At 64.6% G+C, this 26,764-nt stretch carries 26 protein-coding genes and 1 pseudogene; 15 read left to right on the top strand and 12 right to left on the bottom strand.

The genetic code is table 11. The features are described from left to right. Positions 1-3: 3 nt before the first annotated feature. The 8 genes from ACE103_RS34475 to ACE103_RS34440 form a co-directional block, all read right to left on the bottom strand. Positions 4-1,404 (bottom strand): acetyl-CoA carboxylase biotin carboxylase subunit, encoded by a 1,401-nt coding sequence (locus ACE103_RS34475; protein ID WP_375776652.1) that lies wholly within the window; start codon positions 1,402-1,404, stop codon positions 4-6. 12 nt (positions 1,405-1,416) lie between these two features. Continuing rightward, positions 1,417-1,659, bottom strand: a complete 243-nt coding sequence (locus ACE103_RS34470) for an acetyl-CoA carboxylase (RefSeq protein ID WP_223969622.1) — start codon at positions 1,657-1,659, stop codon at positions 1,417-1,419. A gap of 39 nt (positions 1,660-1,698) precedes the next feature. Continuing rightward, on the bottom strand, positions 1,699-2,427 hold the full coding sequence (locus ACE103_RS34465; RefSeq protein WP_375776651.1) for a LamB/YcsF family protein: 729 nt from the start codon (positions 2,425-2,427) through the stop codon (positions 1,699-1,701). Between the two features lie 88 nt (positions 2,428-2,515). Next, positions 2,516-3,703: an ABC transporter substrate-binding protein gene (locus tag ACE103_RS34460; protein ID WP_375776650.1), complete on the bottom strand. Its 1,188-nt coding sequence runs from the start codon at positions 3,701-3,703 to the stop codon at positions 2,516-2,518. Between the two features lie 30 nt (positions 3,704-3,733). Then, positions 3,734-4,807, bottom strand: a complete 1,074-nt coding sequence (locus tag ACE103_RS34455) for a branched-chain amino acid ABC transporter permease (RefSeq protein ID WP_223969619.1) — start codon at positions 4,805-4,807, stop codon at positions 3,734-3,736. Positions 4,808-4,810: 3 nt separating this feature from the next. Next, a complete protein-coding gene (locus tag ACE103_RS34450) occupies positions 4,811-5,725 on the bottom strand; it encodes a branched-chain amino acid ABC transporter permease (RefSeq protein WP_223969618.1) in 915 nt (304 codons plus the stop codon). 1 nt (position 5,726) lies between these two features. Continuing rightward, on the bottom strand, positions 5,727-6,449 hold the full coding sequence (locus ACE103_RS34445) for an ABC transporter ATP-binding protein (RefSeq protein WP_375776649.1): 723 nt from the start codon (positions 6,447-6,449) through the stop codon (positions 5,727-5,729). Beyond that, on the bottom strand, positions 6,446-7,219 hold the full coding sequence (locus ACE103_RS34440) for an ABC transporter ATP-binding protein (RefSeq protein WP_375776648.1): 774 nt from the start codon (positions 7,217-7,219) through the stop codon (positions 6,446-6,448). The genes ACE103_RS34445 and ACE103_RS34440 overlap by 4 nt, the downstream gene beginning before the upstream one ends. A 100-nt stretch (positions 7,220-7,319) precedes the next feature. Between ACE103_RS34440 and ACE103_RS34435 the strand changes: the two genes are divergently transcribed. Next, a complete protein-coding gene (locus ACE103_RS34435) occupies positions 7,320-8,240 on the top strand; it encodes a LysR substrate-binding domain-containing protein (RefSeq protein WP_375776647.1) in 921 nt (306 codons plus the stop codon). Between the two features lie 169 nt (positions 8,241-8,409). Further along, the gene (locus tag ACE103_RS34430) at positions 8,410-9,063 is read left to right on the top strand and encodes a TetR family transcriptional regulator (protein ID WP_375776646.1); all 654 of its coding nucleotides are present in this window, start codon (positions 8,410-8,412) and stop codon (positions 9,061-9,063) included. A gap of 8 nt (positions 9,064-9,071) precedes the next feature. Here ACE103_RS34430 and paaZ read toward each other — a convergent pair whose 3' ends face one another. Together paaZ and paaG are read right to left on the bottom strand one after the other, a co-directional pair. Continuing rightward, on the bottom strand, positions 9,072-11,099 hold the full coding sequence (paaZ, locus tag ACE103_RS34425) for a phenylacetic acid degradation bifunctional protein PaaZ (protein WP_375776645.1): 2,028 nt from the start codon (positions 11,097-11,099) through the stop codon (positions 9,072-9,074). A gap of 109 nt (positions 11,100-11,208) precedes the next feature. Further along, positions 11,209-12,000, bottom strand: coding sequence for a 2-(1,2-epoxy-1,2-dihydrophenyl)acetyl-CoA isomerase PaaG (gene paaG / locus ACE103_RS34420; protein WP_375776644.1), 792 nt, complete (start codon positions 11,998-12,000; stop codon positions 11,209-11,211). Between the two features lie 390 nt (positions 12,001-12,390). Here paaG and ACE103_RS34415 point away from each other — a divergent pair, with 390 nt between their 5' ends. Next, positions 12,391-13,371 (top strand): AraC family transcriptional regulator, encoded by a 981-nt coding sequence (locus ACE103_RS34415; protein ID WP_375776643.1) that lies wholly within the window; start codon positions 12,391-12,393, stop codon positions 13,369-13,371. A gap of 40 nt (positions 13,372-13,411) precedes the next feature. Here ACE103_RS34415 and ACE103_RS34410 read toward each other — a convergent pair whose 3' ends face one another. Then, positions 13,412-13,807, bottom strand: coding sequence for a hypothetical protein (locus ACE103_RS34410; protein ID WP_375776642.1), 396 nt, complete (start codon positions 13,805-13,807; stop codon positions 13,412-13,414). Positions 13,808-14,003: 196 nt separating this feature from the next. Here ACE103_RS34410 and ACE103_RS34405 point away from each other — a divergent pair, with 196 nt between their 5' ends. From ACE103_RS34405 to ACE103_RS34370, 8 genes and pseudogenes are all read left to right on the top strand, one after another. Beyond that, positions 14,004-14,612, top strand: coding sequence for a class I SAM-dependent methyltransferase (locus ACE103_RS34405; RefSeq protein ID WP_375776641.1), 609 nt, complete (start codon positions 14,004-14,006; stop codon positions 14,610-14,612). Positions 14,613-14,974: 362 nt separating this feature from the next. Further along, positions 14,975-15,187, top strand: coding sequence for a hypothetical protein (locus ACE103_RS34400; RefSeq protein ID WP_375776640.1), 213 nt, complete (start codon positions 14,975-14,977; stop codon positions 15,185-15,187). 37 nt (positions 15,188-15,224) lie between these two features. Continuing rightward, positions 15,225-16,240: pseudogene (locus ACE103_RS34395) on the top strand (DUF4424 domain-containing protein). A 19-nt stretch (positions 16,241-16,259) separates the two neighbouring features. After that, positions 16,260-16,772 (top strand): hypothetical protein, encoded by a 513-nt coding sequence (locus ACE103_RS34390; RefSeq protein ID WP_375776639.1) that lies wholly within the window; start codon positions 16,260-16,262, stop codon positions 16,770-16,772. Between the two features lie 234 nt (positions 16,773-17,006). Further along, a complete protein-coding gene (locus ACE103_RS34385; protein ID WP_375776638.1) occupies positions 17,007-18,128 on the top strand; it encodes a branched-chain amino acid ABC transporter substrate-binding protein in 1,122 nt (373 codons plus the stop codon). A gap of 263 nt (positions 18,129-18,391) precedes the next feature. Further along, a complete protein-coding gene (locus ACE103_RS34380) occupies positions 18,392-19,423 on the top strand; it encodes a hypothetical protein (RefSeq protein WP_375776637.1) in 1,032 nt (343 codons plus the stop codon). Positions 19,424-19,498: 75 nt separating this feature from the next. After that, positions 19,499-20,356: an alpha/beta fold hydrolase gene (locus ACE103_RS34375; RefSeq protein WP_375776636.1), complete on the top strand. Its 858-nt coding sequence runs from the start codon at positions 19,499-19,501 to the stop codon at positions 20,354-20,356. A gap of 47 nt (positions 20,357-20,403) precedes the next feature. Next, entirely contained in the window at positions 20,404-21,243 is an 840-nt protein-coding gene (locus tag ACE103_RS34370) for a class I SAM-dependent methyltransferase (protein ID WP_375776635.1), read from the top strand. 2 nt (positions 21,244-21,245) lie between these two features. Here the strand turns inward: ACE103_RS34370 and ACE103_RS34365 are convergent, their stop codons facing one another. Beyond that, the gene (locus tag ACE103_RS34365; RefSeq protein ID WP_375776634.1) at positions 21,246-21,824 is read right to left on the bottom strand and encodes a TetR/AcrR family transcriptional regulator; all 579 of its coding nucleotides are present in this window, start codon (positions 21,822-21,824) and stop codon (positions 21,246-21,248) included. An 81-nt stretch (positions 21,825-21,905) separates the two neighbouring features. Between ACE103_RS34365 and ACE103_RS34360 the strand changes: the two genes are divergently transcribed. The 4 genes from ACE103_RS34360 (at position 21,906) to ACE103_RS34345 (ending at position 26,716) form a co-directional block, all read left to right on the top strand. Then, on the top strand, positions 21,906-22,223 hold the full coding sequence (locus tag ACE103_RS34360; protein ID WP_375776633.1) for a monooxygenase: 318 nt from the start codon (positions 21,906-21,908) through the stop codon (positions 22,221-22,223). A gap of 175 nt (positions 22,224-22,398) precedes the next feature. Further along, positions 22,399-23,406: an aldo/keto reductase gene (locus ACE103_RS34355; protein ID WP_375781244.1), complete on the top strand. Its 1,008-nt coding sequence runs from the start codon at positions 22,399-22,401 to the stop codon at positions 23,404-23,406. After that, entirely contained in the window at positions 23,403-24,257 is an 855-nt protein-coding gene (locus tag ACE103_RS34350) for an amidohydrolase family protein (RefSeq protein WP_375776632.1), read from the top strand. The genes ACE103_RS34355 and ACE103_RS34350 overlap by 4 nt, the downstream gene beginning before the upstream one ends. A gap of 119 nt (positions 24,258-24,376) precedes the next feature. Continuing rightward, positions 24,377-26,716 (top strand): Tex family protein, encoded by a 2,340-nt coding sequence (locus ACE103_RS34345; RefSeq protein WP_375776631.1) that lies wholly within the window; start codon positions 24,377-24,379, stop codon positions 26,714-26,716. Positions 26,717-26,764 lie beyond the last annotated feature (48 nt).

Genomic DNA, 26,764 nt, shown 5'->3' with positions numbered 1-26,764 from the left:
CCATCATGGCGCGACCTTCACGGCCGATGGCGGCTTAGCGGTGGCAAGGCCGGCGGCATGGGACTCCAGCCACGGTTCGAGCCATGTCGTATGGAAGCGTCCGGCCTTGACGTCGGCGTCGCGCGCCAGCGCCTGATGCAGGGGCTTTGTCGTGAAGATGCCTTCGACGCTGAGTTCGGCGAGCGCGCGCTCGAGCTTTCTGATCGCGCTCGACCGATCCTTGTCGTGCACGATCAGCTTGCCGAGCAGGCTGTCGTAGAAGGGAGGCACCGTGTAGCCCGCATAGAGCATGCTGTCGAAGCGCACACCGTCGCCGCCGGGGACGCTGAGTGCGCTCACCGTACCCGGATTGGGCAGGAAATTCCTGGCGGGGTCCTCGGCGTTGATGCGGATCTCGATCGAATGACCGCTGACGCGCACTTCGTTCTGACAAATGCGCAAGGGCTCGCCGCCGGCGATCCGGATCATCTCGCGCACGAGGTCGATGCCGGTGACCATTTCGGTGACGGGATGCTCGACCTGGATGCGGGTGTTCATCTCGAGGAAGTAGAATTCGCCGGTCCTGTCGTCGTAGAAATATTCGAGCGTCCCGGCGCCACGGTAGTTGACTGCCTTGGCCAGCGCCACGGCGGACGTGCAGAGCTTTTCACGCACCGCCTGGGTGAGCGAGGGCGAAGGGGCTTCTTCCCAGACCTTCTGACGGCGCCGCTGCAACGAGCATTCGCGCTCGAAGCAATGGATCACGTCGCGTCCATCGCCGAGCACCTGGACCTCGATGTGCCGTGCGCCTTCGATCAGCTTCTCGACATAGAGCCCGCCGTCGCCGAAGGCGGCGAGCGCCTCGGCCTGCGCCTGCGGCATCAGATGATGAAATTCCTCGGCGGAGCGCGCGATGCGAATGCCGCGTCCGCCGCCGCCGGCGGCGGCCTTGATCATGACAGGGAAACCGGTTTTCTCGACCAGCGCGAAGGCCGCGTCCGCCGACTCCAGCCGCCCCTGGCTGCCGGGGACGGTCGGCACGCCGGCCGAGGCGGCGGCCTCGCGCGCTGCAACCTTGTCGCCCATCAGGCGGATCGATTGCGCGGTCGGGCCGACGAAGATCAATCCGGCCGCTTCGACCGCGGCCGCGAACTCGGCATTCTCGGCCAGGAAGCCGTAGCCGGGGTGGATGGCGTTGGCACCGGCACCCTGCGCCGCAGCGAGGATGGTCGCCTGGTTGAGATAGGATTTTGACGCCTGCGGCGGACCGATATCGACCGACTCGTCGGCGAGCCTCACCGCGAGCGAATCCTTGTCGGCCTTGCTGTAGACCTGGACCGTCGCAATGCCGAGATCGCGTGCTGCGCGGATGATGCGCACCGCGATCTCGCCGCGATTGGCTATGAGGAGCTTCTTGATCGCCATGGCTGGTCGGGCTCAAACGTCGATTTCGGCGATCGGCTGGCCGGCCATCACGGCATCTTCATTCTCGGCCAGGAAGCGAACGATCTTGCCGGCGGCGCCGGCCTTCACCTCATTGAACGATTTCATCACCTCGATGAGCCCGATCGTGTCACTCTCCGTGACGACGTCGCCGTCGTTCTTGTAGAACGGCTTGTCGGGCGACGGCTTGCGATAAAAGATGCCCGGGAGCGGCGAGAAGATCTGCTGCGTTGCCATGGTTTCCTCGTGGGTAATTGGTTTTCTTGCCGCGACGGCTCAGCGCGCGGTGAGATAGGGACGAACCGCTTCGCGGACGGCCTCCGCGATGGCGACGGCGTTCGGCGTGTCGGAGTGAATGCAGATCGAATCGGCGCCGACCACGATATCGTTTCCCGCCACCGTGCGCGTCTTGCCCTCGTTGACGGCTCTTGCGCAGCGCGTGGCGGCCTCGGCCGGATCCTTCGCCTCGTGCTCGCGGGTGATGATCAGGCTGCCATCGGCATTGTAGTCGAGGTCGGCATAGTACTCGGCGACGAAGGCGTGGCCGCGGCGCTCGTAGACCTGCTGGTGCAGCGTTCCCTTCATGCCGAGCAGCGGCACCTTGTAGACATCGGCGGCGTCAGCCACGGCTTCGGCGATGTCCTCGTTGCGCGAGGCCATGCCGTAGAGCGCGCCGTGCGGCTTGATATGATTGAGCGCCATGCCTTCGGCATCCAGGAACGCCTTGAGGGCGCCGATCTGGTAGAGCAGGCAGTTGGTGAGCTCCTCGCGGCTGATCTTCATCTCCCTACGGCCAAATCCCTGCAGATCCGGCAGCGAGGGGTGCGCGCCGACCTTGACGCCGAACTGCTTGGCAAGTTGCACCGTCTTGCGCATGTGGTTGAAGTCGGAGGCATGAAAGCCGCAGGCGACGTTGGCGACGTCGATATGGGGCATCAATGCCTTGTCGTCGCCCATCTTGTAGAGGCCGTAGGCCTCGCCCATGTCGCAGTTGATCACGACCATCTCCTGATTTCCTTCCAACTTGCTTTGCATACGACCGTCGCGGCCGCCCGGGGTGCGTCCGGCGCACCCGGGGCGGCGCGTTGCCGGGTTACTTGGACACCAGATAATCGAGCGGGATCTTTTCCGAGATCGTCCACTGGTCGATCACCTTCGGCTTGCCGGCCTCAGTGTCGACGATCAGGTAACGGCCCTGGTTCTGGTGGTGGATGTCCTTGCTGAAGGTGCGCGGCCCGAACAGCGTGGACTCGTCCTTCATCTTCTCGAGCTCGGCCACGACGGGCGCCGCATCCGTCGATTTGGCGCGTTCGACCGCCTTGGCCCAGACGTCGATCAGGACGTAGCCCGGATAGACGTACTGGCTGGACGGGTCGCCGCCGGTGACTTCCTTGTACTTCTTGTTGAACTCGTTGACCTTCGGGTTCGGATCGTCGCCGTAGACCGAGCCCTGCACCGGAACATAGAAGTTCGAGAGATCAGGAACGGCGTTCAACCAGTAGCTGCCGTCGACGCCCGAGCCGTTGAGGATCATCGACTTGATGCCGGCGGCGCGGATCTGCTTGATGGCGGACACGGCGCCCGGCATCATCGTGCAGAGCATGATGGCGTCGGGTTCCTTCGGCAGGCTCTTGATCCGCGTGATCTGCGACGCGATCGAGGCATCGTCGTTCTTGAACGTGTCGCTGCCGACCAGCTTGGCCTCCTTCAGGCGCGGCAGCATCCAGTCGAAGCCGTCGCAAATGCCCTTGTTGTAGACGGTCCAGCTGTCGAGCAGCCGATAGAAGCTGCGCGCGTTCTTCTTGGTGTACGCCCATTCCGACATGGTTGCGCCCTGCACCGGTGCCAGCACCGAGGCCGAGAATGAGAACGGGCCGACGCCGGGAATGCCGGCCTTGATCGATTCTGCGCAAAGGAAGAAGGAAACCTTGCCGGCCGCCTGTGCCTGCAGCGCCGCGGGCGCACCGTAATCGTAGTCGCAGGAGACGATCACGAGGTCGGCGCCCTGGTCGAGCACCGCAAGGCCGGCTTTGGCGCCTTCGGCCTGATCGGTCTTGGTGTCGGCAAACACCGGCTTGATCTTCTTGCCCAGCAGGCCGGCGGCCTTGTTGATCTCATCGATCCGGATCAGCGCCGCGTCCTGCGCCGGCTTGTCATAGGCCTGCATGAATCCGGATGCCGCGGTCGCAAAACCAACGACGATCTCGTCGGCCGCCTGGGCCGGCGTGAACCAGAGCGCGGATGCTCCGGCCAGAATGCCGAGTAATGTCGTAAAGCGCATATCCCACTCCTCCAATTTTATAAACGAGCGTCAGTGCAGTTCCTTCAGTGCGGTCTGGACAGGTCGGGTCAGGCGCCGCTGCAACGGCCATCGGCGCCAGGAGAACTCCCGGTTGCGGGTCAATCCCGTCGGCAGGTACATCAGGATCACGATGGTGATGATCCCGATCGCGATCTCCTGGACGCCGTTCGGCAGGCCGACGGTGTGCCCGCCCAGGCTGATGCCCTTCTCGAGGTCACGGAACAGCTCGATCAGCACCGATATCGCGACCACGCCGGAGACGGCGCCGCTCAGGCTGTACATGCCGCCGACGACCAGCATCGACAGCGTGATGAAGGTGGTCCGCAGATAGAATGCGCCGGGATTGACGATGCTCAGGAAATGCGCGTACAGCGCGCCGGCGAGCCCGATGATGAAGGCGCTGACGACGAAGGCGATCAGCCGTTCGCGGACGATGTCGATGCCGGAGGCGCTGGCGGCGACCGCTTCGTCGCGCGTGGCGCGCAGCGCGAGGCCCGAGCGCGAGATCGAGTAGAGATAGGCGATCGCGATGGCCACGGCGCCGCCGATCCATGCGGTCCAGACATTCATGGTGGGCGGAATGCCGACGATCGAGCCTTGTCCGCCCGTCACCGAATCCCAGTTCGAATAGACGTTGTTGATGACGCCGAGCAGGCCGAAGGTCGCAATCGAGGCCGCAATGCCCGACAGGCGCATGATGACGCGCCCGACGATCAGCGCGAACAATGCGGCAAACAGGCCGGAGATCGGCGTCGCCACCCACATCGGCAGTTGCGCATGGAGCAGCCACGCCGGCAGGCCCTTGAGCGTGATCGATTTCATCACCGGCGGAATGGTGAGCCAGGCGGTCATGTAGGCGCCGAGGCACATGAAGCTGATATGGCCGAACGACAGCAGGCCCGAATTGCCGACGAAGACGTAGAGGCCGACCACCACCATGATGTTGATGAACATCTCGACCACGGTGCGGTTGAAGGCCCGGCTGCCGAACTGATAGGAGAGGGCGGCCATGATGAGCAGCGCCACGATCAGCACGATCGGCGTGATGATCGTTTGCCGAATGACGGACGGCCGCTGCGACATCGATCAGACCCTCTGCTTGGCGGATTTCGGTGCGAACAGGCCCTGCGGCCGCACCAGAAGCACGACGATGACGGCGCCGTAGACGAAAGCGTCCCGGAACACGCGGGCGTCGTGCGGCAAGGTCGCCTGGAATACGACGCTGGCCGCACCGATCAGGAAGCCGGCGGCAACGGCACCGGGAATGCTGCCGAGACCGCCGATCACGGTCGCGATGAACGCGATCAGCATCACGTTGGCGCCCATGCCGATGTCGGCGGTGCCGGAATTGGTCGCCAGGATCAGGCCGATCGCCGCCGCCAGCATGCCGCTGATGGCGAAGGCCAGCAGGATCACACCGTTGGCGCGGACCCCGAGCATGCGCGCCATGGTGAAATTATCGGCCGCGGCGCGCATCTCGAGCCCGTAGCGTGTGCGCTTCAGGAACAGGACGAGGATCACAAGCACGGCCAGCGTGATGATGATGGTCACGACCTGGAGCATCGGGATGTGCGCGCCGAAGACTTCGACCGGCAGGCCGAGGCTCGGCCACAGCGTGATCGACTTCGGTCGGCTGGAAAACAGCATCAGCAGGACATGCCGGATGACGAAGCCGAGCGCGAAGGACGCGATCATCATCGTCGCCGGATTGGCGTTGCGGAAGCGCCGGAACACGACGACCTCCGACAGGATGGACAGCGCAGCGCCAATCAGCAGCAGCAGCGGGATCAGCAGGTAGAACGGCAACTGGCCGGCAAATACGATCGCCGCCGCATCGATCGACGGCCACAGCATCGCGAAGACGCAGAAGGCGATGAAATCACCGTGGGCGAAATTGACGAGCCGCATGACGCCGAAGATCAGGGCGATGCCGAGCGCGCCCAGCGCATAGAGGCTGCCGAGGCTCAGCGCGTCGAAGATGATCTGGAGCAGCTCGCGCATCTCAGTGATCTCCGAAGCCGAAATAGGTCTGCTTCAGGCGATCATCCCTGACCATGTCGACCGCGGGGCCCTCGAGCACGATGCGGCCACCGCGGATCAGGACCATCCGCCCGCCCGTCATCATGGCGCGCGTCGAGCTCTGCTCGACGATCAGCAGCGTGAGCCTGCGCTGGGCCCGCAGCCGCAGCAGGATCTCGTAGACCTGGTCGATGATCTTCGGCGCGAGACCCAGCGACGGCTCGTCGATCGCCATGATGCGGGGCGCGGCCATTAGCGCGCGGCCGATGACCAGCATCTGCTGCTGGCCGCCGGAGAGCATGCCCGCCGGGCTGTGGCGGCGCTCGGCCAGCATCGGGAATTCCTGGTAGACCCGATCCAGGTCGCCGGCGATTGCCTTGCGGTCGGCGCGCATGCCGGTGCCGACCTTCAGGTTCTCCTCGATCGTCAGTGCGCCGAAGACGTTGCGTCCTTCCGGCACCAGCGAAAACCCGCGCCGGGCGATATCTTCGGGCGCGGCACCGGTGATCCTTGCGCCGTCGATCATGATGGAGCCGGAGCTAGGCGGCACGACGCCTGCGATGGCGTTGAGCAGCGTCGACTTGCCGGCGCCGTTGGGGCCGGTCACGAACAGGATTTCGCCTTCATCGACCGTCAATGTTACGCCGCGGAGCGCCGTGAGGCGGCCGTAGCTGACCGTGATGTCGTCGACGACGAGCGCGGTCATGACGCCACGGCCGCTTCGGCTGCGACCGGTGGAATTAATTCATCGCGCTGCGTGCCCATATAGGCGTGCCGCACGGCATCGCTGTTGCGGATCTGGGCGGGCGGGCCGACTTCGATGATCTCGCCGGAATCGAGCACGAAGATGCGCTCGCAGAGCTCCAGCACGAGGCCGATATTGTGTTCGATCAGCAGCACGCCGACATTGAGCTCGGATGCGATCCTGCGGATGATGCCGGCGAGCTCGTGGCTCTCATGCTCCGACATGCCTGCCGCTGGTTCGTCGAGCAGCAGATATCGCGGCGTGCCCATGATGGCGCGGCCGATGGCAACGCGGCGCTCGTCGGTATAGGGCAATGCGCCGGCAATGCAGTTGGCAAGATGCGAAATGCCGAGCCAGGCCATCACCCGCTCGGCCTCGCTGATCGCGTCGGGACGGCCCTGACCGAGGCCGACGCCGGTCACTTCCAGGTTGTCCATGACAGGCAGGTCGCGGAAAAGCCGGCCCGACTGGAAGGTCCGCGCCACGCCTTTGCGTCGCAGCATGTGCGCTGCAATGCCGTTGAGCGTTTCGCCTTCCAGCTCCACGGTGCCCGCGCCGACCGGCTGGAAACCGGTCAATACATTGATAAGGGTGGTTTTGCCGGCCCCATTGGGCCCAATCAGTCCGGCGATATGCCCCCGCGGCACGGCTAGTGTAACGTCGGACAGCGCCTTCAGGCCTTCGAATTGGACGCTGACACCGCGAGCGACCAATTCCAAACCTTCGGACATCATCTCAACGCCTTCTCACCCGGAACCGACGGATTGATCTTTTCGTTCCGTCGCGGGATTGTAAAATTCGAAATATCGTTCGCTGATATCGGAAATTTTTATGTCTCTGACGTTCCGTCAGGTTCGGCACTTCATCGCGACGGCGGAGAGCGGACGCGTTTCCGCGGCCGCGGCAGCTCTGAACGTGACGCAATCGGCGGTCACGTCGTCCATCAAGGCGCTCGAGACCGAGCTCGGCCGCAAATTGTTCGACCGCCATTCCAACGGCGTGACGCTGACGTTTGACGGCCACGAGTTCTTGCAGCGCGCCCGCGCGATCGAAGCAAGCGTGTCGGATGCGACACGGGGGCCGCATCGCTGGGGGACGCAGGTCGACGGCACTGTGGACGTGGCCGTGAGCTATACCGTGGCCGGATATTTCCTGCCGCCATTGCTGACGCGGTTCTGGCGGTCCTTCCCGGGCATCACGGTCCGGCTGCACGAGTTTCAACGTGATGCGATCGAGCAGAGCCTGATCAGCGGCAGTGTCGATGCGGCCATCATGCTGATCGCGAATCTGCATGACCGGCACTCCATTCGCTCGCGGCTGCTGTTACGCTCGGCGCGTCGCTTGTGGACATGCGTCAATCATCCGCTGCTGCGCAAGGACAACATCAAGCTGACCGATCTGGCGAGCGAGCCTTATCTGATGTTGACCGTCGACGAAGCCGAACGCTCAGCGATGCGCTACTGGCAGCACACGGCACACGTGCCCAACGTCATCTTCCGCACCCTGTCGGTAGAGGCCGTGCGCAGCATGGTCGCGACCGGGATGGGGATCACCATCCTGTCGGACATGGTCTACCGTCCCTGGTCGCTCGAGGGACATCGCATCGAGCTCAAGACGCTTGATGACGACGTCCATACCATGGATGTCGGGCTTGCCTGGAAGGGCAACGCGGCGCTTTCACCGGCGGCCCGCGCCTTCTGCGAGTTCGTTGCCCACTCCTATCCCGGATCGGAGCCGTTCAAGCTCGACTGACGTCCCAGAGAGGCGCCATTCCAACTCAGCCATGGAATTATTTGACCGGATGGTCGATAAATGCTGGTTCGGACGCCGCCCCGCGCAAGCAGGGCGGTGGTTTCGGAACTTTGCCGTTGATTGACATCTCCTGACGATGGCCGGACGGCGGCCGATGGAACGGAAAGACATGGCCCGATCGCGCGCCAAGGACTACGACGACAAGCGCCTCTCGATGCTGCATCGCTCGGCCGAGCTGTTTGCCGCATCGGGCTATGTCGGCACGTCGATGAACACGATCGCGGATGCGTGCGGGGTCTCGAAGGCGCTGCTCTATCACTATTACCCCGACAAGGAGGCGATCCTGTTCGACATCCTGTCGTCGCATCTCGAGACGCTCGTGGCGGCGGTTCGGAAGGCGAGCGCACAGGCCGGCGATCCGGTCGAGCGCTTCAGGACGATCGTGGCGACCCTGCTCGAGCTCTACCGGCATGCCGACGCCGAGCATCAGGTCCAGATTGCGAGCCTCAAGCTGCTGCCGAAGGACAAGCAGCAGCCGCTGCTTGCGAGCGAGCGCATCCTGGTCGGGATCATGTCGGATGCGCTCGCCGCGGCCGTGCCGGCGGCGAAGCAGAAGCGCGTCCTCAAGCCGCTGACGATGAGCGTCTTCGGCATGCTGAACTGGCACTATATGTGGTTTCGCGACGGCGGGCCGATGACCCGCGCCGAATACGCCGACTTCGTCGCGCGATTGGTGCTGGCCGGTGCCGCGGACGCGGCCGCCGCCCGGCCCCGCAGCAAGGCAAAGCCCGCCGGCCGAAGCCGGCAGGCCGAGTTGCTCTGAGCCGCGCGTTATGCCCGCATCGCGTTCATCGTCAGAAGCTCGTAGGTCGCCGCGGTCTCACCGGTCCCTGTCGTGATCTCGACGTCCCAGCGCACCTCGCCATACTGCTTGTTGCGTGGCGTCTTCTCCTTCGCGGTCAGCCGCACCTGGATCTGTTCGCCCGGCTGCACGGGCTTGACGAAGCGCAGCGAGTCGAGGCCGTAATTCGCCAGCACCGGACCGTAATCCGGATCGACGAACAGGCCGGCCGCGAACGACAGCAGCAGGTAGCCATGCGCGACGCGGCCCGGGAAGAACGGGTGCCCCTTGGTCGCTTCCTCGTCCATATGGGCGTAGAAGGTGTCGCCCGTGAAATGCGCGAAGTGTTCGATGTCGTCGAGCGTGATCTGGCGCGACTTCGAGACCAGCGTGCGCCCGATCTCGAGATCGTCGTAGTGATAGCGGAACGGGTGCAGATCACCTTCGAGCACCGGGCTGCCCTTGAACCAGCGGCCGGTGACGCCGCTCAGCATCGCGGGCGAGCCCTGCAACGCGGTGCGCTGCATGTAGTGCTGGAGGCTGCGGACGCCGCCCAGTTCCTCGCCGCCGCCGGCCCGGCCCGGTCCGCCGTGAACCATCTGCGGCATCGGCGAGCCATGTCCGGTGTGCTCGGTCGCGCAGTCGCGATCGATGATCGCGACACGGCCGTGAAAACTGCCGATGCCGAACGCGAGCTCGGTCGCGGCCGGGATGTCGTGGGTGTAGACCGATGCGACCAGGCTGCCGCCGCCGCGATTGGTCAGCGCGATGGCCTGCTCCAGATCGTCATAGCCCATCACGGTGCAGACCGGCCCGAACGCCTCGATTTCGTGGACCGCGGTTGCGGCGAGCGGTTTCGCGCAGTGCAGCAGCAGCGGCGGAACGAAGGCGCCGCGTTTGGCGTCAGCGTCGACCAGCGCGAAATTGTCGGGATCGCCGGCCACCAGTTCGGCTTCGGTGCGAAGCCTCGCCACGTGGGCAAGCACATCGCTGCGCTGAGCGAGGCCGACCAGCGGTCCCATCCTGACCTTCTCGTTCTCGGGATTGCCGATCGTGACCTTGGCGAGACGCTCGCGCAGCGCCGTGATGACGGCGTCGATCTGCGCCGACGGCGCCAATGCACGGCGGATCGCGGTGCATTTCTGCCCGGCCTTGACCGTCATCTCCTTCGCCACCTCCTTGATGAAGAGGTCGAACTCCGGGGTTCCCGGCACGGCGTCCGGCGCGAGGATCGCCGCGTTGAGCGAATCCCGCTCGGCGATGAACCGGACCGCTTCGCGCGCGATGACCGGATGCCGCTGTAGTTTCTGCGATGTGTCGGCCGAGCCGGTGAAGGACACCACGTCCTGGCAGGTGAGATGGTCGAACAGGTCGCCGGTCGATCCGACGATGAACTGCAGGACGCCTTCCGGCAGTGCGCCGGATTCGGTGATCATCCGCGCCAGCTCGTAGGCGACATAGGAGGTGACGGTCGCAGGCTTGGTGACGACGGGAGCGCCGGCGAGCAGCGCGGGCGCCATCTTCTCCAGCATGCCCCAGCACGGGAAGTTGAACGCGTTGATGTGCACGGCCACGCCATGCAACGGCGTGACGATGTGCTGACCAGCGAATGCGCCGCCCTTGGAGAGACCCTCGACGTTGCCGTCGAGCAGGTATCTGGTGTTCGGAAGCTCGCGGCGGCCCTTGCTGGCATAGGCGAACAGCGTGCCGATGCCGCCATCGACGTCGATCATGGCGTCGGTGCGGGTTGCGCCCGCATGGAGCGACAGTCTGTAGAGCCGGTCCTTGTGTTGGCTCAGATAGTCGGCCAGCGTCTTCAGCAGGCCGGCACGCTGGTGGAACGACAGCTTGCGGAGATTCTTGCCGCCGACCGTGCGGCCATAGGCGAGGATCTCGCGCATGTCGAGATCGGTTCTGGTTGCGAGTGCCACCACGTCGCCGGTGACGGCGCTGCGAATCTCGGTGGCCGGCTCGCCGGAACCGGTCCAGTTTCCGCGGACGAAACTGCTGAGCTTCATGACGGTGTCTGCCGTCCGTGCGCCACTGGATTGAGGCTGTGTCATCGAAATCGAACCCTCTGACTTTGTGATCAATGATGCGTCTTGCCTTGCGGGCGAACGTTCAATTCTAGGCTCGTCCAAGAAAGCGCGGCGTGCGCTTTTCGAGGAACGCCGTGACGCCTTCGGCATAGTCCGCCGACCGGCCCGCGCGGCCCTGCAGGTCGCGCTCGAGATCAAGTTGCGCGTCGAGCGTGTTGGTCTCGGAGGCATCGAGCGCCTGCTTGATCAGCGCAAGACCATCGGTCGGCTGCGTCGCGAGAGAGGCGGCGAGGGCGTGGGCCTCCGCCATCAGGTCGGAATCCTCGACCACTCTCCAGATCATGCCCCATGTCTCCGCCCGCTCCGCGGAGATCGGTTCGGCGAGCATGGTCAACGCACGAGCCCGCGCTCCGCCGACGAGCCGCGGCAGGAACCAGGTGCCACCGGAATCCGGGACGAGGCGGAGCTTCGCGAAGGCCTGAATGAACTTGGCCGATCGTGCGGCGATCACGATATCGCAGGCAAGGGCCACATTCGCGCCAGCGCCCGCGGCCACGCCGTTGACGGCGCACACGACCGGCATCGGGATGCTGCGCAGCTTGCGCACCAGCGGGTTGTAGTATTTTTCGATCGGCACCGAGAGATCAGGCGTTTCGCCCGGCGTGAACACGCCGTCCGAAAGATCCTGCCCGGCGCAGAACCCGCGTCCGGCCCCGGTCAGGATCAGCGCGCGGCAGGACTTGTCCTGTTCGACTGCAATCAGCGCGGCCATCAATGCGGCGTGCAGATCGGCGCTGAATGAATTCAGGCGGTCGGGCCTGTTGAGCGTCAGGACGCGATATCCGGCGCGGATATCGGTCAACACCAAATCGCTGACCATGATTACCTCCCGTTGCGGCTTCTGATGACCGAGGTCGCATGACCTGCGACCGGATTACTATTGACCGTCCGGTCAGTCAATTATAATTTATCCGCGCTCCGATGCGGACGGCGTGTTCGGGCGTATCGGAGCGAGGACAATTTTAGTCCCGGTCGCGAATTCGGGCGCGACAAAATCCATCAAGGTCGAAGGAATTTCGCGCGCGCCGTACCAGGCTGCGCATTTGCGAAGTTTATGCGCGATGCTTGACACTTGTCAGATCGAGTCATCGGGGGAACCGGCGAAAGGTTCACGTTCAACGTGGCGTTGCATGGCCCCCATGCTCGGGTGTGCGCTGCCGCAAATCAGCCGCATATGAACGGCGACTTCCGCCACCATGAGGGCGAGCCGATGACAATGCAGTCGGGCGATATCACAGGGTTTCGATTCTCGACCGCGCATTTCGGCGAGCGCGATCGCTTGCCGATCTTTCGCGAGCAGATCGGGCGGATGATCGTGAAGCTCGATCCGGAGCCGCTTGACGACGGCGCGTTTCATGCCGAAGCCAATGTGCGCGAATTGTCCGGGCTCGGCATCGGGTCCTGGGCCTGCAGCAATCTCAAGATCGCAAGACCACGCGAACTGCTCGACGGCACCGACGACCTGGTGCTGACGATCATCACGAGCGGCAGCACCCGCGCCTCGCAGCGCGGTCGCGATATCGAGCTCAGCCCGGGCCAGGCCGTGCTGCAGTCGAGCGCGGAAGCCGGCAACATAGTGGTGCCGGTGTCGCCGAGCCGCTTCGTCGGTCTCCGGCTGCCGCGCAACGCGCTCGCATCGCTGGTCAACGATCCCGAAGACATGCTGATCCGTCCGCTGCCGGCGAACACCGAGGCGATGCGGCTGCTGGCGCTTTACATCAGGGAGCTCGACGACAGCTACCAGCTTTCGACCCCCGAGCTGCGCGGTGCCGTCGTCAAGCATCTGATCGATCTCGGCGCGCTGATCATCGGCGCCAACCGGGATGCGGCAGTTGCGGCGGAAGACGGCGGACTGGCGGCGGCCCGGCTTGCCGCGGTCAAGGCCGACATCAGTGACAATCTCGGCTATGGCGACCTCACACTGCCCGCGGTGGCTGCGCGGCTTAGGCTCACGCCGCGCCATATCCAGAGGCTGTTCGAGAGCGCGGGTTCGACATTCTCGGAATTCGTGCTCGGCCAGCGCCTGGCGCGCGCGCATCATCTGCTGACCGATCCGCGCCACAGCCGCAGCGCCATCGGCACGATTGCGTTCGAAGTCGGGTTCGGCGATCTGTCCTACTTCAACCGCACCTTCCGCCGGCAGTACGGCGTGACGCCGTCGGATATTCGCGCGGTGCCGCGGCGTTCCTGACCGAACGGCTGAACTCCCCCTTGTCCCGCCCGACCGCTCCTTACGGCTCTCCACAACCCGGCACCCGCCGGATCTGTTCGATCAGCCGCCGGTGACGCTCTGCGGATAGCGCTCGCTCATTCGCGCACATCAGCATCGCAACGCACGTCGCCTGCGGCCGGGAAGGCCAGGCGATGGTGCCGTCGATCGCGCCGTCGCATTTGAGGTAGGCGTTCTTTGCATCCCAACGGATCAGGCTTTCCGGTGCTGGCGTTGCGCCGGCTGTCACGATCAGTGCCGCGCCGATCAACAAGAACGATCCGGATATCCGCCGATATGATCCGCGCATGTCGCTTGTCCAATCCTTTTGAAGCTTGCTGACGATACCGGAGCGTCCGAGGCCGGCAATCATTAGCGGGCGGCCGACCTGCATACAATTCCTGCCGTCGGGCAGCATGCAGCGACAAACTCCATTCACGTCGTCGACAGATGTCGCATATGTCCAAATCGCTGTCGCATCGGTCCGTGCGACACTTCCTCTCAGCGCATAAGAGGGCAGCTTCCGCGCGATCTTGCCTACGGGACGATCCGCTCAGGCCGGCACCATTGGCGCCGTATCGCACGTATGATCGGCTCAAATTTCAGGACGTATCATGGCTCCGCCTCGCTTGATCGCTCGCCATCTCGCTCATCCGCGCGGCGTCTTCGGTCGTTTCGTTGGCGGCCTGATGAACCGGCACAACAGCCGGATAAACCGCTTTGCGCTGGAGTTGCTCGACGTGAAGTCCTCCGACCGCGTCGCCGAAATCGGGTTCGGCGGCGGCGCGACGCTCGCGCCTTTGCTCGACTGCGCTGCTCATGTGACGGCGGTCGATCGCTCCCAAGACGTGGTGGCATGGGCGACAGCGCGATATCGGAATGCGATTGACGCCGGGCGCGCCGACTTTCGGATCGGAGAAATCGAGGCCTTGCCGCTGGAGAGTGATCAATTCGACAAGGTGTGCAGCGTCAACACCGTGTACTTCTGGCGATCGCTGTCCATAGGTGCCAGCGAGATCAGGCGGGTGCTCAAGGCAGATGGCGTGCTCGCGCTCGGTTTCCTGCCGGGTGATGTGATGGAGCGCCTGGGATTTCCCAAGGACATCTTCACTTTTCGAGCCGTCGACGATGTCAGGCATGCCTTGCGGGAAGCTGGATTTGGAACCGTCGAGATCCATCGTCCCAAGCCTGGCACGACGTGGAACGTGATCGTTGCGCAATAGGAAGAGTATGCTTGCCCTTCAATACCGTTCGCAGCGAAGGCCTCGGCTGCGCATGTATCGACATTGGATTCGAGGGAAAGATCGCGACGCGGCGAACCTGTTCGGCTCCTGGCGCACTCATTCAGGAAGCATTGCGCTCATGTCGGCTTCACTCATTCGATCAGCATCAGTGATTCTCTGCCTTCTAGCGGGAATAGCGCCGATCGCCACCGAGGCCGCGAGTGCGAAACCAGTGCTCAATATCGAGAACGGGTTCCAACAGACCGTTGCGGTCACGGCCGGGAGCGAACTCTCGTTCGGATCACCGCGGCAATCGCCGATCCGACCTGGCGGCACCGGCGCCGGCGAAATCACGATCTCGCTTGCGGTCGGCGCTGCCGCCGGTATTGCCAGCTGTTTTCGAGCGCAGTGCAGTCCCGATCGGTTTCACGGTGACGGCCTGGCGGGACCGGAAATCGATCGCTGTCGTCAAGCTTTGCGGTCACCTCGAGATGGACAGTTGGGTCGTGCTGCCGATCGAGACGACGCGCGTCGACGTCTCCGATTTCTTCCCGGTCAAGGACGGATGCGACTGACTGCCGCGAGTTTGCTTCCCCAATCAAGCGAGAAGGAATGACCATGCCTCCGATATCCAAAGGGGCCCTTCTGGTCCTGCTTGCCGGGCTGCTGCCGTGGTGCGCGCGGGCGAATGACACGTCCGCCGCACTGGAAACCGGGGGACTTCGCTTCAAGCAGGACCCCGATATCGTGATGAGTTCCGAGGATCTGTTCATCTCCGAGAAGCAGGTCCGGATCGTCTACCGGTTCTTCAACACCTCGGCTGCCGACAAAACGATATTGATCGCGTTCCCGATGCCGGACATTGCCGGCAAGGAAGGCGACGAGAATATCGGGCTCCCGACCGACGATCCCGAGAACATCTTTGATTTCCACGTAATCGTCGACGGCAAGGCGGCCGTGCCGCATCTCGAACAGACGGCGCTCGCGAACGATGTGGACCGGCGCTGTTGCGGAAGCTCGGAATTCCGCTGATGCCGATCAGGGGGCCTGCGGGCGAGCTACTCGATAGGGTGCCGAAATCGAACTGGCCGGAGCTCGTCAAGCTCGGCGTCGGCGCAATCGAGACCTACGGGTCGGGTGGCCCGATGCAGGATCATCTGGTGCCGACCTGGACGTTGCGCTCGGCCTATACCTGGACGCAGACCTTCCCTGCGGGTCGGGAGATCATGTTCGAGCAGACCTATCGTCCGAGCGTCGGCGGCTCGGTGCAGACGATCATCGGCGCCGACAACTGGCGCAGCAATCCGGAAGCGCGGGAGTTTCTCGCCTCATATTGCATCGACGACGACTTGATCCGCACCATCGAGCGGGCGCGCGCGACCCGGCACGCTCCCTATCCCCCGTTCAGTGAACGGTCGATTGCCTATGTGCTCTCGACCGGCGCCAACTGGGCGGCGCCGATCGGCGACTTTCACCTCACCATCGACAAGGGTGAGCCCAACAATTTCGTCAGCTTCTGGGCGGATGACGTCAAGAAGACCGGACCGACCCGCTTCGAGGTCCGGCACACGAACTTCACCCCGTCGCGAGATCTGAAGATTGTCATCTTTGTTCCGAACCCGAACTAGCGTCGGCGGCGTTTCAACCATGACGAACACGCCCTGGATGGTCGTGGTGCCGAGCCTGCGCCTGCTTCTCTGCATCGGCGGGTTGGCCGGCCCGGCATCGGCGCAGTCCACCGATCCGCATTATCCGACAGTGCTCGGCGTCGGCGTCAATCGCGCCAACATCACCAACGATGTCCGCGGTCATTACTACAGCTTCATGGCGGGGCCGGGCCATGTCGATGTCGAGCTTGCCTTCAAGGAGATGGGCGTGTTCGGCCGTCCGCTGCCGCAGCATCTCAACTTCAACTTCTGGAATGCGGACGGCGTTCGGCTGTCTCACATCGAGGTCCTGTCCCAGGGCAGCGTTGCCCACCGGCACACCGATGCCGTTCTGCCGGCGCGACAACGAATCAATGTGGCGGTCTCGACGCAATGGGGCGCGATCAAGGTCGGCGGCTACTACGAGATCGAGCTGAAAGGCGCCGTGGAGGCGGCAGCACCGGTCGGAGCCGGCGTCAAGCCGGCAGAGCCCGAGCCGCTGGTGCGACCGTGATCGAGCTATCACCAGCTATGTGCTGCCGCGCACACAGGACGATTCCAGGCGCCAATGCACGGCAACGTGTTTCACATTGTTGCCCAATGTCGCATATGTCCAATCCCCCGTCGCCTCAGTCCGAGCCTGCTGCTCATCGCGCGCATACAAGGCAGCCCCCGATGATCGTTGCGGCCGGCGATACCAGTCGATTGCGATGCATTGAGGCGACTTGAGACCATCAAGGAGAATATGATGAAGTTTGCACTTCGAGGATACTTTCTTGCGGTTGGTGCGAGCCTGGCATTGTCCAGCGCGGCCATGGCCCAGGATATCAGTGTTGCCGTGGTTGGGCCGATGACAGGCTCGGAGGCGAGCTTCGGTCAGCAGTTCAAGAACGGTGCTGACCTCGCCATCGCCGACATCAATGCGGCGGGCGGCGTGCTCGGGAAGAAGCTGAAGCTGGAGGTCGGCGACGACGCCTGCGATCCGAAGCAGGCGGTGTCGGTTGCCGAGAAGATGGCGGGTGCGAAGATTCCGTTCGTCGTCGGGCACTTCTGCTCGTCGACCTCGATCCCAGCCTCGGACGCCTATGCCGAGGGCAATGTGCTGCAGATCACGCCGGGCTCGACCAACCCGCTCTTCACCGAGCGCGGATTGTGGAACACGTTCCGCGTCTGCGGCCGGGATGACCAGCAAGGCATGGTCGCGGCCGCCTACATCATCAAGAACTACAAGACCAAGAACGTCGCGATCATCCACGACAAGACGACCTACGGCAAAGGCCTTGCCGACGAAACCAAGAACGCCATCAACGCGGCGGGCGTTAAGGAAAAGCTCTATGAGGCCTACACCAAGGGCGACAAGGATTTTGCCGCGCTGGTGTCGCGCTTCAAGAAGGAATCGATCGATTTCGTCTATGTCGGTGGCTACTACGCCGAGGCGGCGTTGATCCTGCGCCAGATGCGCGAGCAGGGCGTCAATGCCGTGCTGATGGGCGGCGACGCCTTGGTCGACAAGCAGTTCGCCGCGATTGCGGGTCCGCTTGCCGAGGGCTCGCTGTTCACCTTCTCGCCCGATCCGCGCAAGAAGGTGACCGCGGCCGCGACCTTGAAGAAGTTCAAGGACAAGGGCATCGATCCGGACGGCTACACGCTCTACAGCTATGCCGCGTTCCAGATCTGGAGCCAGGCCGTCACCCGCGCCCAGACCACGGATGCCAAGAAGATCGCAGCGACCATCAAGAGTGGAAACTGGGATACCGTGCTCGGCAACATCAGCTACACGCCGAAGGGTGACATCACGCTGATCGATTACGTCGTGTACCGCCGCGACAAGGACGGCAACTACGCCGAGCTGCCGGCCGCCGGTCAATGATCGCTGGCCGCGACATCGGCGCTCCTCCCTGATCGATGTCGCGGCTGTGCCGGCTCACAGCGCCAACGGACCAACCCTCTGCCAGCCCCGAGGTGTTGGCGCTGTGATGCCTGGTCGGTGGCGGACAAGCTGCTCTTGGGCAGGTTTGCGCATTGGGCAGGTTGCCGCATCAGTCACCGCGTCGAGCTGATCCCGCAACAGCAATCCCGTTGAATCCAATTTCGATCGATCACGGCAACCCAAGAGCCAACGAGAGGCAACACGTGTCTGACATAAGCCTGAGCAATGGCGGTGGCCGCGGCGGTTCAGCCGATTGGCACGCCGCGGGACAATCCCAGGGACCGTCCCATTCTTATCCGCTGCTGGTTCGCGATCATGGTTTGGCGGCGGCGCTGAAGCTGTTGGTCGAGACCTTGCCCTATGCGCTGGCGCGCTGGGGCGTGCTGCTGGCCTTTGCCGTAGCGTGCGCCATCTGGGCCGTGGTCGCGGTCGGCGGCGCGGTCTGGCTCGGCACCCATGTCGCGAGCTTGTTCGGCTATTGCTGGCTGCTTGGTATCCTGCTGCTCGGCGGATGGATCTGGGGCGCCATCCTTCGCTACACGCTTCACATGATCGCCTGCGGCCATGTCGCCGTGCTGACCGAGCTGATCACACGCGGCAGCATCGGCAACGGCACCGAAGGGCAGTTCGCCTACGGTCGCCGGATCGTGATGGACCGGTTCGGCGAGGTCGCGGTCCTGTTCGGGCTCAACGCGCTGATCCGCGCCGTGCTGCGCGCGTTTCACAATGCGCTCGATACGCTCGGCGATTGGTTGCCGGCGCCCGGTATGAAGACAATCGTCGGTCTGCTCAACACGATCCTGTCGGCTGCGACGCGTTATCTGGACAAGGTGGTGCTGTCCTACGATCTGGCGCGCGGCGGCGACGATCCGAGGCGCAACATCCAGGACGGACTGGTCTACTATTGCCAGAACGCCAAGCCGATCTTGGCGGCGTCGGTCTGGATGGTCATCGTCGAGCGGATCCTGAGCATCCTGCTTTGCCTGCTGCTGCTGGTCCCCGCAGGGGTGGTGACGGTCTGGCTGCCTGAGGCCGTCAGGGAATATGGCGCCGTGGTCACCGTCCTCATCGCGGCCCTGCTGGCGGTGACGGTGCGCGCGGCATTCATCCAGCCGCTGTTCCTGATCTGCATGATGATCCGCTTTCACGCGCTGATCGAGAACCAGCCGATCAATTCGACCTGGGTCGGTTATCTCGACGGCCTCACAGACAAGTTCCGGCAGATCGGGCGCTGAGATCGGCGCGGGTGATGCCGAAGTGCAATCGGGCCGACGCCTGATGCTGGCGGTATTTCGCAACGGAGATGTTCGGTGACCGACATTACGCTCGACAATAATGGCGTCAGGCTGGCTGCTTCGGTCGATGGCCCGCCGGACGGTGAACCGATCCTGTTTCTGCACGGCCTGTCGCTCAGCCGCGACACATGGCAGGAAACCGGCGGTCGGCTCAGGGATCGACACCGGGTCTGGACTATGGATTTCCGGGGGCACGGGCACTCGGATCGGGCCCCGAGCTACGCGCTCGCCGATTATGTATCGGATGCGGAGACCGCATTGGCCGCAATCGGGCGTCCGGCGGTGATCGTCGGGCACTCGCTCGGCGGCTGTGTTGCTGGGGTGCTGGCACAGCGCGGCGATGCCAACGTGCGCGCCGCCTTCCTCGAGGATCCGCCATGGTATCTTGGCCAGCCGGGCGAGTGGGAGAAATCGGCTTTCCCAAAGCTGTTTTCGATCGTCAGCGCGCGTCAGGCCGCGTGGCAGCAGGGGCGCGCGCCGCTCGGCACGTACTTGGCGTTCCTTGCAGACTCTCCGACGCCCATGGGCGGGATCGGCCGCGATCATTTCGGGCCCCGTCACCTGTTGAGCCATGCGTCAGCGCTGCAGCGGCAGGACGGGCGTTGCTGGGCGGACGGAAACGTTGCGACCTCCGTTCTTGCTGCGATTCCGACCAGGCGGGAATTCCTCTGTCCTGTCAGGATCATTCAGGCCGATCCTGGATGTGGGGCGGCCTTGCTGGAGGACCACGACGCGCGCTTCGCGCACGACAATCCGCGTGCCGACATCGTTCGCTATGAGGGATGCGGCCATTCACCCCACCGCGCCATCGCGTTCGAGCAGCGCTTCGCGGCGGATCTGCAAGCATTCCTGTCGGGCCGGCGGCCGGCTTGAGCACGGGCGCGGCCGCCTCCATTCACGAACCGAAGACGGGTAGATCCATGCAAGAGACCTCCGGCTACGATCCGAACTATGTGATGGGGCGTTCGACCGCGGAGACCGACAGGCTCAAGCGTCAGTCGCAGCTCTACGATGCATCCACATGGCAGCTCCTGAAGGAGGCCGGGCTCTCGCGGGGCATGAAGGTGCTCGACGTCGGAAGCGGCGCAGGCAACGTGTCCTTCATCGCCGCAGGTCTGGTCGGCGAGAGCGGGGCGGTCGTCGGGGTCGACAGCAACCCCGCCATCGTCGAGGAAGCCGCGGGCACGGCACGCTCGCTCGGCCTAGGCCAGGTCTCGTTCCGGGTCGGCGACATCAGCACGATCGAGCTCGACCGGGATTTCGATGCTGTCGTCGGCCGGCTCGTGCTGATCTATGTGAAGGATCCCGCGGCGCTAATTCGGCACTCGCTCGGGCACGTCAAGCCCGACGGCATCGTGGCGTTTCAGGATCTCGACTGGGGCGAGGGGCCGATCGCCAATCCGCCGTCGCCGCTGCTGTCGCAGGCATGGAGCACCGTGAAGGAGATGTTCGCCCGAGCGGGTCTGAACAATCGCATGGGATTGTCGTTGCACGGCGCTTTCGTCGCAGCCGGGCTTCCCGCACCGCGCATGAGCCTGTTTGCGCCGGCCGGAGGCGGGGAGGATTTCGACGGTTACGATTACATGGCGAGCGGCCTGCGCAGCAATTTGCCGCATATCGTCAAGCTCGGTGTCGCCACCGAAGCGGAGCTGGCGCTGGATAGCTTTGCCGAGCGCTTGCGCAGCGAGGTCGTCGCCATGCAGGGCGTCTTTGCGCTGCCGACCTTCGTCGGCGCATGGTCGCGCAGGCGGCCCGGCTGACCTCAGGCGTGGCCAACGACCGCGTCGATGAACGTCGCGGCCAGCTCCCTCAACTGCTTGCGGCTGTATCCGGCGCGCTCCATCACGGACAGTCCGCGCGTGTATGTCACGATGACGCGCGCCAGCCGGTTCGCATCGGCCGCGCTGCGCTTGCCCGGCGCCGTGCCGAGGGCCTTGTCGATCAGCTGCTCGAGCCGCGTGAGCACATCCTGCACCCGCTGACGCACGTCCGCGCTTGAAATGGCCGCGTCGAGCGCCGTGCGCGTGGTCAGGCAGCCGCGCGCCGGCGAGCCGTCCGTCATGTTGACGATGATCATGTCGAAGAAGTGCCTCAGCCCCGCCGCAGTGTCGCCCTGAGCCAGCGCGTCGCCGGCCGCCTCCAGGAATTGCCCGGTATACCGATCGAAGGCGCGCAGGAACATCGCTTCCTTGTCGCCATAGGCGTTGTAGAGGCTGCCGCGCTGTACGCCGGTCGCCTCCGCGAGGTCCTGCATGGTCGCGTCGTGCAGGCCCTTGCGCCAGAACACGTCGAGTGCGGTCGCGATCACCGCGTCCTCGTCAAACTGACGCACACCTACCATGCAATTCGCTCCACCGGTTCATTCTTGACACAATTGTCAAGTTTGACGATTATGTCAAGAATGGTCCCGCGGGAGGTTCTCATGATTACCGCCGTCACGACGTTCAAATTGCCGAAGCCGGTCACGCGCGAGGAAGCGCGCAGCATCTTCCTGAGCACCGCACCGCTCTATCGCGACGTGCCGGGGCTGTTTCGCAAGACCTACGTGCTGTCGGAGGGCGGCATGACGGCCGGAGGCATCTATTTCTGGAACTCGAAGGGTGAGGCGGAAGCGCTGTACACCGCTGCGTGGCGCGCCCGCGCCCGTGAGAAATACGGCGCCGATCCGACGGTGACTTATTTCGAAAGTCCCGTGGTGGTCGACAATGTGGCCAAGGAGATCAACTCCGACGACGAATAGGCTCGCGTCGTCACGTCGGATCCACAGTGGCGCGGAACTTTCGACTGTCGCTTGACTGCGCGTCCGCTTGTGCTCGGCTCGCCCGCGAGGCTACTCTCCCTGCAAGCAAGAAAACTGCAAGGGAGCCGTCACGGTGAACCAATCTCCATCCTCACATCCGGCGCCTGCGTCGGCAATGCCGCGCCGCAAGCTCGGTCGCACCGGCCTCGACGTTTCCATCCTCGGCTTCGGTACCGCGCCGCTCGGCGACCTCTTCGCGAGGCTCGACGACGCCACAGCGATCGCAGCCGCGGAGCGGGCGTTTGCGCTGGGCGTGAACCTGCTCGATTCCTCACCGCTCTACGGGCATGGTCTCGCCGAGCATCGCTGCGGCACCGCGCTGCGCCGCGTGGCGCGTGACGATATCGTGGTCTGCACCAAGGTCGGGCGCTGGATGGACGCGTTCCATGGCCGCGGCGACGGCTCGAACTTCGTCGGCGGCGCGCCGCATCGCGCGGTGGTCGACTATTCCTATGACGGCACCATGCGCTCGGTCGAGCAGTCGCTGCTGCGGCTCGGCACCGATCATATCGACTTGCTGTTGATCCACGACGTCGACGTCTGGACCCATGGAGCGGATGCGATCGAAGCCAGGTTCCGCGAGGCGATGGAGGGCGCCTATGTCGCGCTCGACAAGCTCCGCTCGGAACGTGTGGTCAAGGGCATCGGGATCGGCGTCAACGAGGCCGAGATGTGCGTGCGCTTCGCCAGGGCCGGTACGTTCGACACTATGTTGCTCGCCGGCCGCTACTCGCTGCTGGAGCAGCCGGCGCTCGCCGAATTCCTGCCGCTCGCGCAGGCGCAGGGCATCGGCGTCATGCTCGGCGGCGTGTTCAACTCCGGCATCCTGGCAACCGGCGCGGTTGCCGGCGCCAAGTACAATTACAAGGACGCGCCGCCCGACGTGATGCAGAAGGTGGCAACAATCGAGCGCGTCTGCCGCGTGCACGACGTGGCCCTCGCGACCGCCGCGCTGCATTTCGCGCTGGGGCATCCGGCGGTCGCGAGCGTCGTGCTCGGCGCACAGACGCCGCAGGAGGTCGAGCGCAACGCCGCCGCATTGTCGTCGCCCGTCCCCACCGCGCTGTGGCGGGATTTGAAGAATGAGGGGTTGCTCGACCAGCACGCGCCGGTGCCGGCATGATGCGGATCGATGCCCATCACCATGTATGGACTCTGGCGCGCGCCGATTACGGCTGGCTGACGTCCGAACGCGGGCCGATCTACCGCGACTTCGGCCTGCCCGATTTGATGCCGCATCTGGCCGCGGCCGGGATCGAAGGCACGATCCTGGTGCAGGCGGCGCCGACCGAGGCGGAGACGGCGTTCATGCTTGACGTCGCCAAAGGCGCGGAGCTGGTGCGCGGCGTGGTCGGCTGGATCGACTTCGATGCTGACGACGCTGCGACGCGGGTCGACGCGATCGCCGGGCGCGAACTGCTGGTTGGCCTGCGGCCGATGGTGCAGGACATCGCCGACGACGACTGGCTGCTCCGGCCGGAACTGGCCGCGCCGCTCGAGGCCATGGCGCAGTACGGCCTCGTGTTCGACGCGTTGGTATTGCCGCGCCATTTGCCGCGGCTCGTTCAGGTGGTCGATGGCCATCCGGACCTGCAATTCGTGCTCGACCATTTCGGCAAGCCGCAACTCGCAACCGGCGACATCGCGGCCTGGAAGGACGACATCGCGAGCCTGGCCGCGCGGTCCAACGTCGTCTGCAAGCTGTCGGGCTTGGCGACGGAAGCAGCGCCGAACTGGCAGGTCGCCGATTTGCGCGAGGCCGTGGATCATGCACTGGCATGCTTCGGGCCGCAGCGGCTGCTGTGGGGCAGCGATTGGCCCGTCGTCAACCTCGCCGGCGGCTATGCGCACTGGTTCGCCGCCGCCGAGAGCCTGCTTGCTGATTTGTCAAGTGAGGCAAGAGCTGCGATTTTCGGCGGCAATGCGGCGCGGGTGTATTTGTCAAGTCGCGGGCGGCCGACATCCCGGAAATAGCGCGTGCGGTGCGCCAAATTTGATCCACAGCGCGCCTTGATGAATCATTCCGGGATGGTCCATAAGCGGCGTCCGCGCCATCGGTGATTTGGCGGCGCGACGGGGTGAGAGAGACAGGCGTGGCAAAGATCCATCATCAGATTGCGCAGGAGCTGGGCGTTCGCGACGAGCAGGTCGAGGCGGCGGTGACGCTGCTCGACGGCGGCGCTACGGTGCCGTTCATTGCGCGATACCGCAAGGAGCTCACCGGCGCGCTCGATGACGCCCAGCTGCGCACGCTGGAAGAGCGGCTGACATATTTGCGCGAGCTCGAGGAGCGCCGCACCGCGGTGCTCAATTCGATCCGCGAGCAGGGCAAGCTCGACGCCGCGCTCGAGGCCCAGATCGTGGCCGCCGACAGCAAGGGCCGTTTGGAAGACATCTATCTGCCGTACAAGCCGAAGCGCCGCACCAAGGCCGAGATCGCCAAGGAGGCCGGGCTCGAGCCGCTCGCCGATCAGCTCTTGACGCAGCCGCAGAACGATCCGAACGAGGCCGCTGCTCCCTTCGTCAATGCCGAGAAGCAGGTCGCCGACGTCGCCGCGGCGCTGGACGGCGCGCGCGCGATCCTGGTCGAGCGCTTCGCCGAGGATGCCGACCTGATCGGCGCGCTGCGCGAGGAGATGTGGTCGAACGGCATCATGGCCTCGACCGTCCGCACCGGCAAGAAGACCGAAGGCGAGAAGTTCAAGGACTATTTCGATTTCTCCGAGCCGCTGCCAAAGCTGCCGTCGCACCGCATCCTGGCGCTGTTCCGCGGCGAGAAGGAAGAGATCCTCGACCTCGCGATCAAGCCGGAGGCCGAGGCGCCGGCGGTCGGCGTGCCCGGCCTCTACGAGCTCAGGATCATGAACCGCTTTGCGATCTCGAGCCAGGGCCGCAAGGGCGACAAATGGCTGAGCGAGACGGTGCGCTGGGCCTGGCGCACCAAGATCCAGATCCATCTCAACATCGACCTGCGGATGCGGCTGTGGACCGCGGCCGAGACCGAGGCGGTGCGTGTGTTCGCCTCGAATCTGCGCGACCTGCTGTTGGCGGCGCCGGCCGGTCCGCGCGCCACCATGGGGCTCGATCCTGGCTACCGCACCGGGGTCAAGGTCGCGGTGATCGATGCCACCGGCAAGGTGGTGGCGCATACGGCAATCTTTCCGCACGAGCCGCAACGGCGCTGGGACGAGGCGCTGGCCATTCTCGGCAAGCTCGCGATCGAGCATGGCGTCGAGCTGATCGCGATCGGCAACGGCACCGCCTCGCGCGAGACCGACAAGCTCGCCGCCGAGCTCGTGAAGCGGCTGCCCGAGCGCAAGATGACCAAGATCGTGGTCTCCGAAGCCGGCGCGTCGGTCTACTCGGCCTCCGCCTTCGCGTCGAGCGAACTGCCCGATCTCGACGTCACCATTCGCGGCGCGGTCTCGATCGCGCGGCGCCTGCAGGATCCGCTGGCTGAGCTGGTCAAGATCGAACCGAAGGCAATCGGCGTCGGCCAGTACCAGCACGATCTCGGCGAGGCCAAACTCGCGCGCTCGCTCGATGCCGTGGTGGAAGACTGCGTGAACGCGGTCGGCGTCGATGCCAACACCGCCTCGGTGCCGCTGCTTTCGCGGGTGTCGGGCATCGGCGCTGGGCTGGCGCAGAGCATCGTGCAGCACCGCGACGCCAACGGCCCGTTCAAGTCGCGCAAGGCACTGAAGGAGGTGCCGCGGCTCGGGCCGAAGGCGTTCGAGCAATGCGCCGGCTTCCTGCGCATCAGCAACGGCGAGGACCCGCTTGATTCATCCGGCGTGCATCCGGAAGCCTATCCGGTGGTGCGCCGTATCCTCGAAGCGACCAAGAGCGACATCAAGGCGCTGATCGGCAACGCCGACGTGGTGCGCGGGCTGAGGCCGCAATCCTTCGTCGACGACACTTTCGGTCTGCCGACCGTCACCGACATTCTGCGCGAACTGGAGAAGCCCGGCCGTGATCCGCGTCCGGCGTTCAAGGCGGCGGTGTTCAAGGACGGCGTCGAGGAGGTCAAGGACCTCAAACAGGGCATGATCCTCGAGGGCACCGTGACCAACGTCGCCGCCTTCGGCGCCTTCGTCGATATCGGCGTGCACCAGGATGGCCTGGTGCACATCTCGGCGATGTCGCGGAATTTCATCAAGGATCCGCGCGAGGTGGTGAAGCCGGGTGACATCGTCAAGGTCAAGGTGCTGGATGTCGAGGTCGCGCGCAAGCGCATCGCGCTGACCCTGCGGCTCGACGACGAGGTCGGACCGAAGAAGGACAATGCCGGACCGTCACGCGATTTCTCGCGCGGCTCCGCCAAGATGACGTCGTCGGCTCCGCGCAAGCCGCAGGAGCAGTCCGGCGGCGGCGCGCTCGCCGAGGCGCTACGCCGCGCCGCCGAGAAGAGCGGGCGCGGCAAGCCGACTTGAGCGAGGTGAGGGCGGCAAGCCGAGCTCGCCGCCCTGTTTCAAATCGAC

The sequence above is a fragment of the Bradyrhizobium sp. ma5 genome, from assembly GCF_042258955.1.
Lineage (GTDB): Bacteria > Pseudomonadota > Alphaproteobacteria > Rhizobiales > Xanthobacteraceae > Bradyrhizobium.
This window is presented reverse-complemented; position numbering and strand designations above follow the sequence as displayed.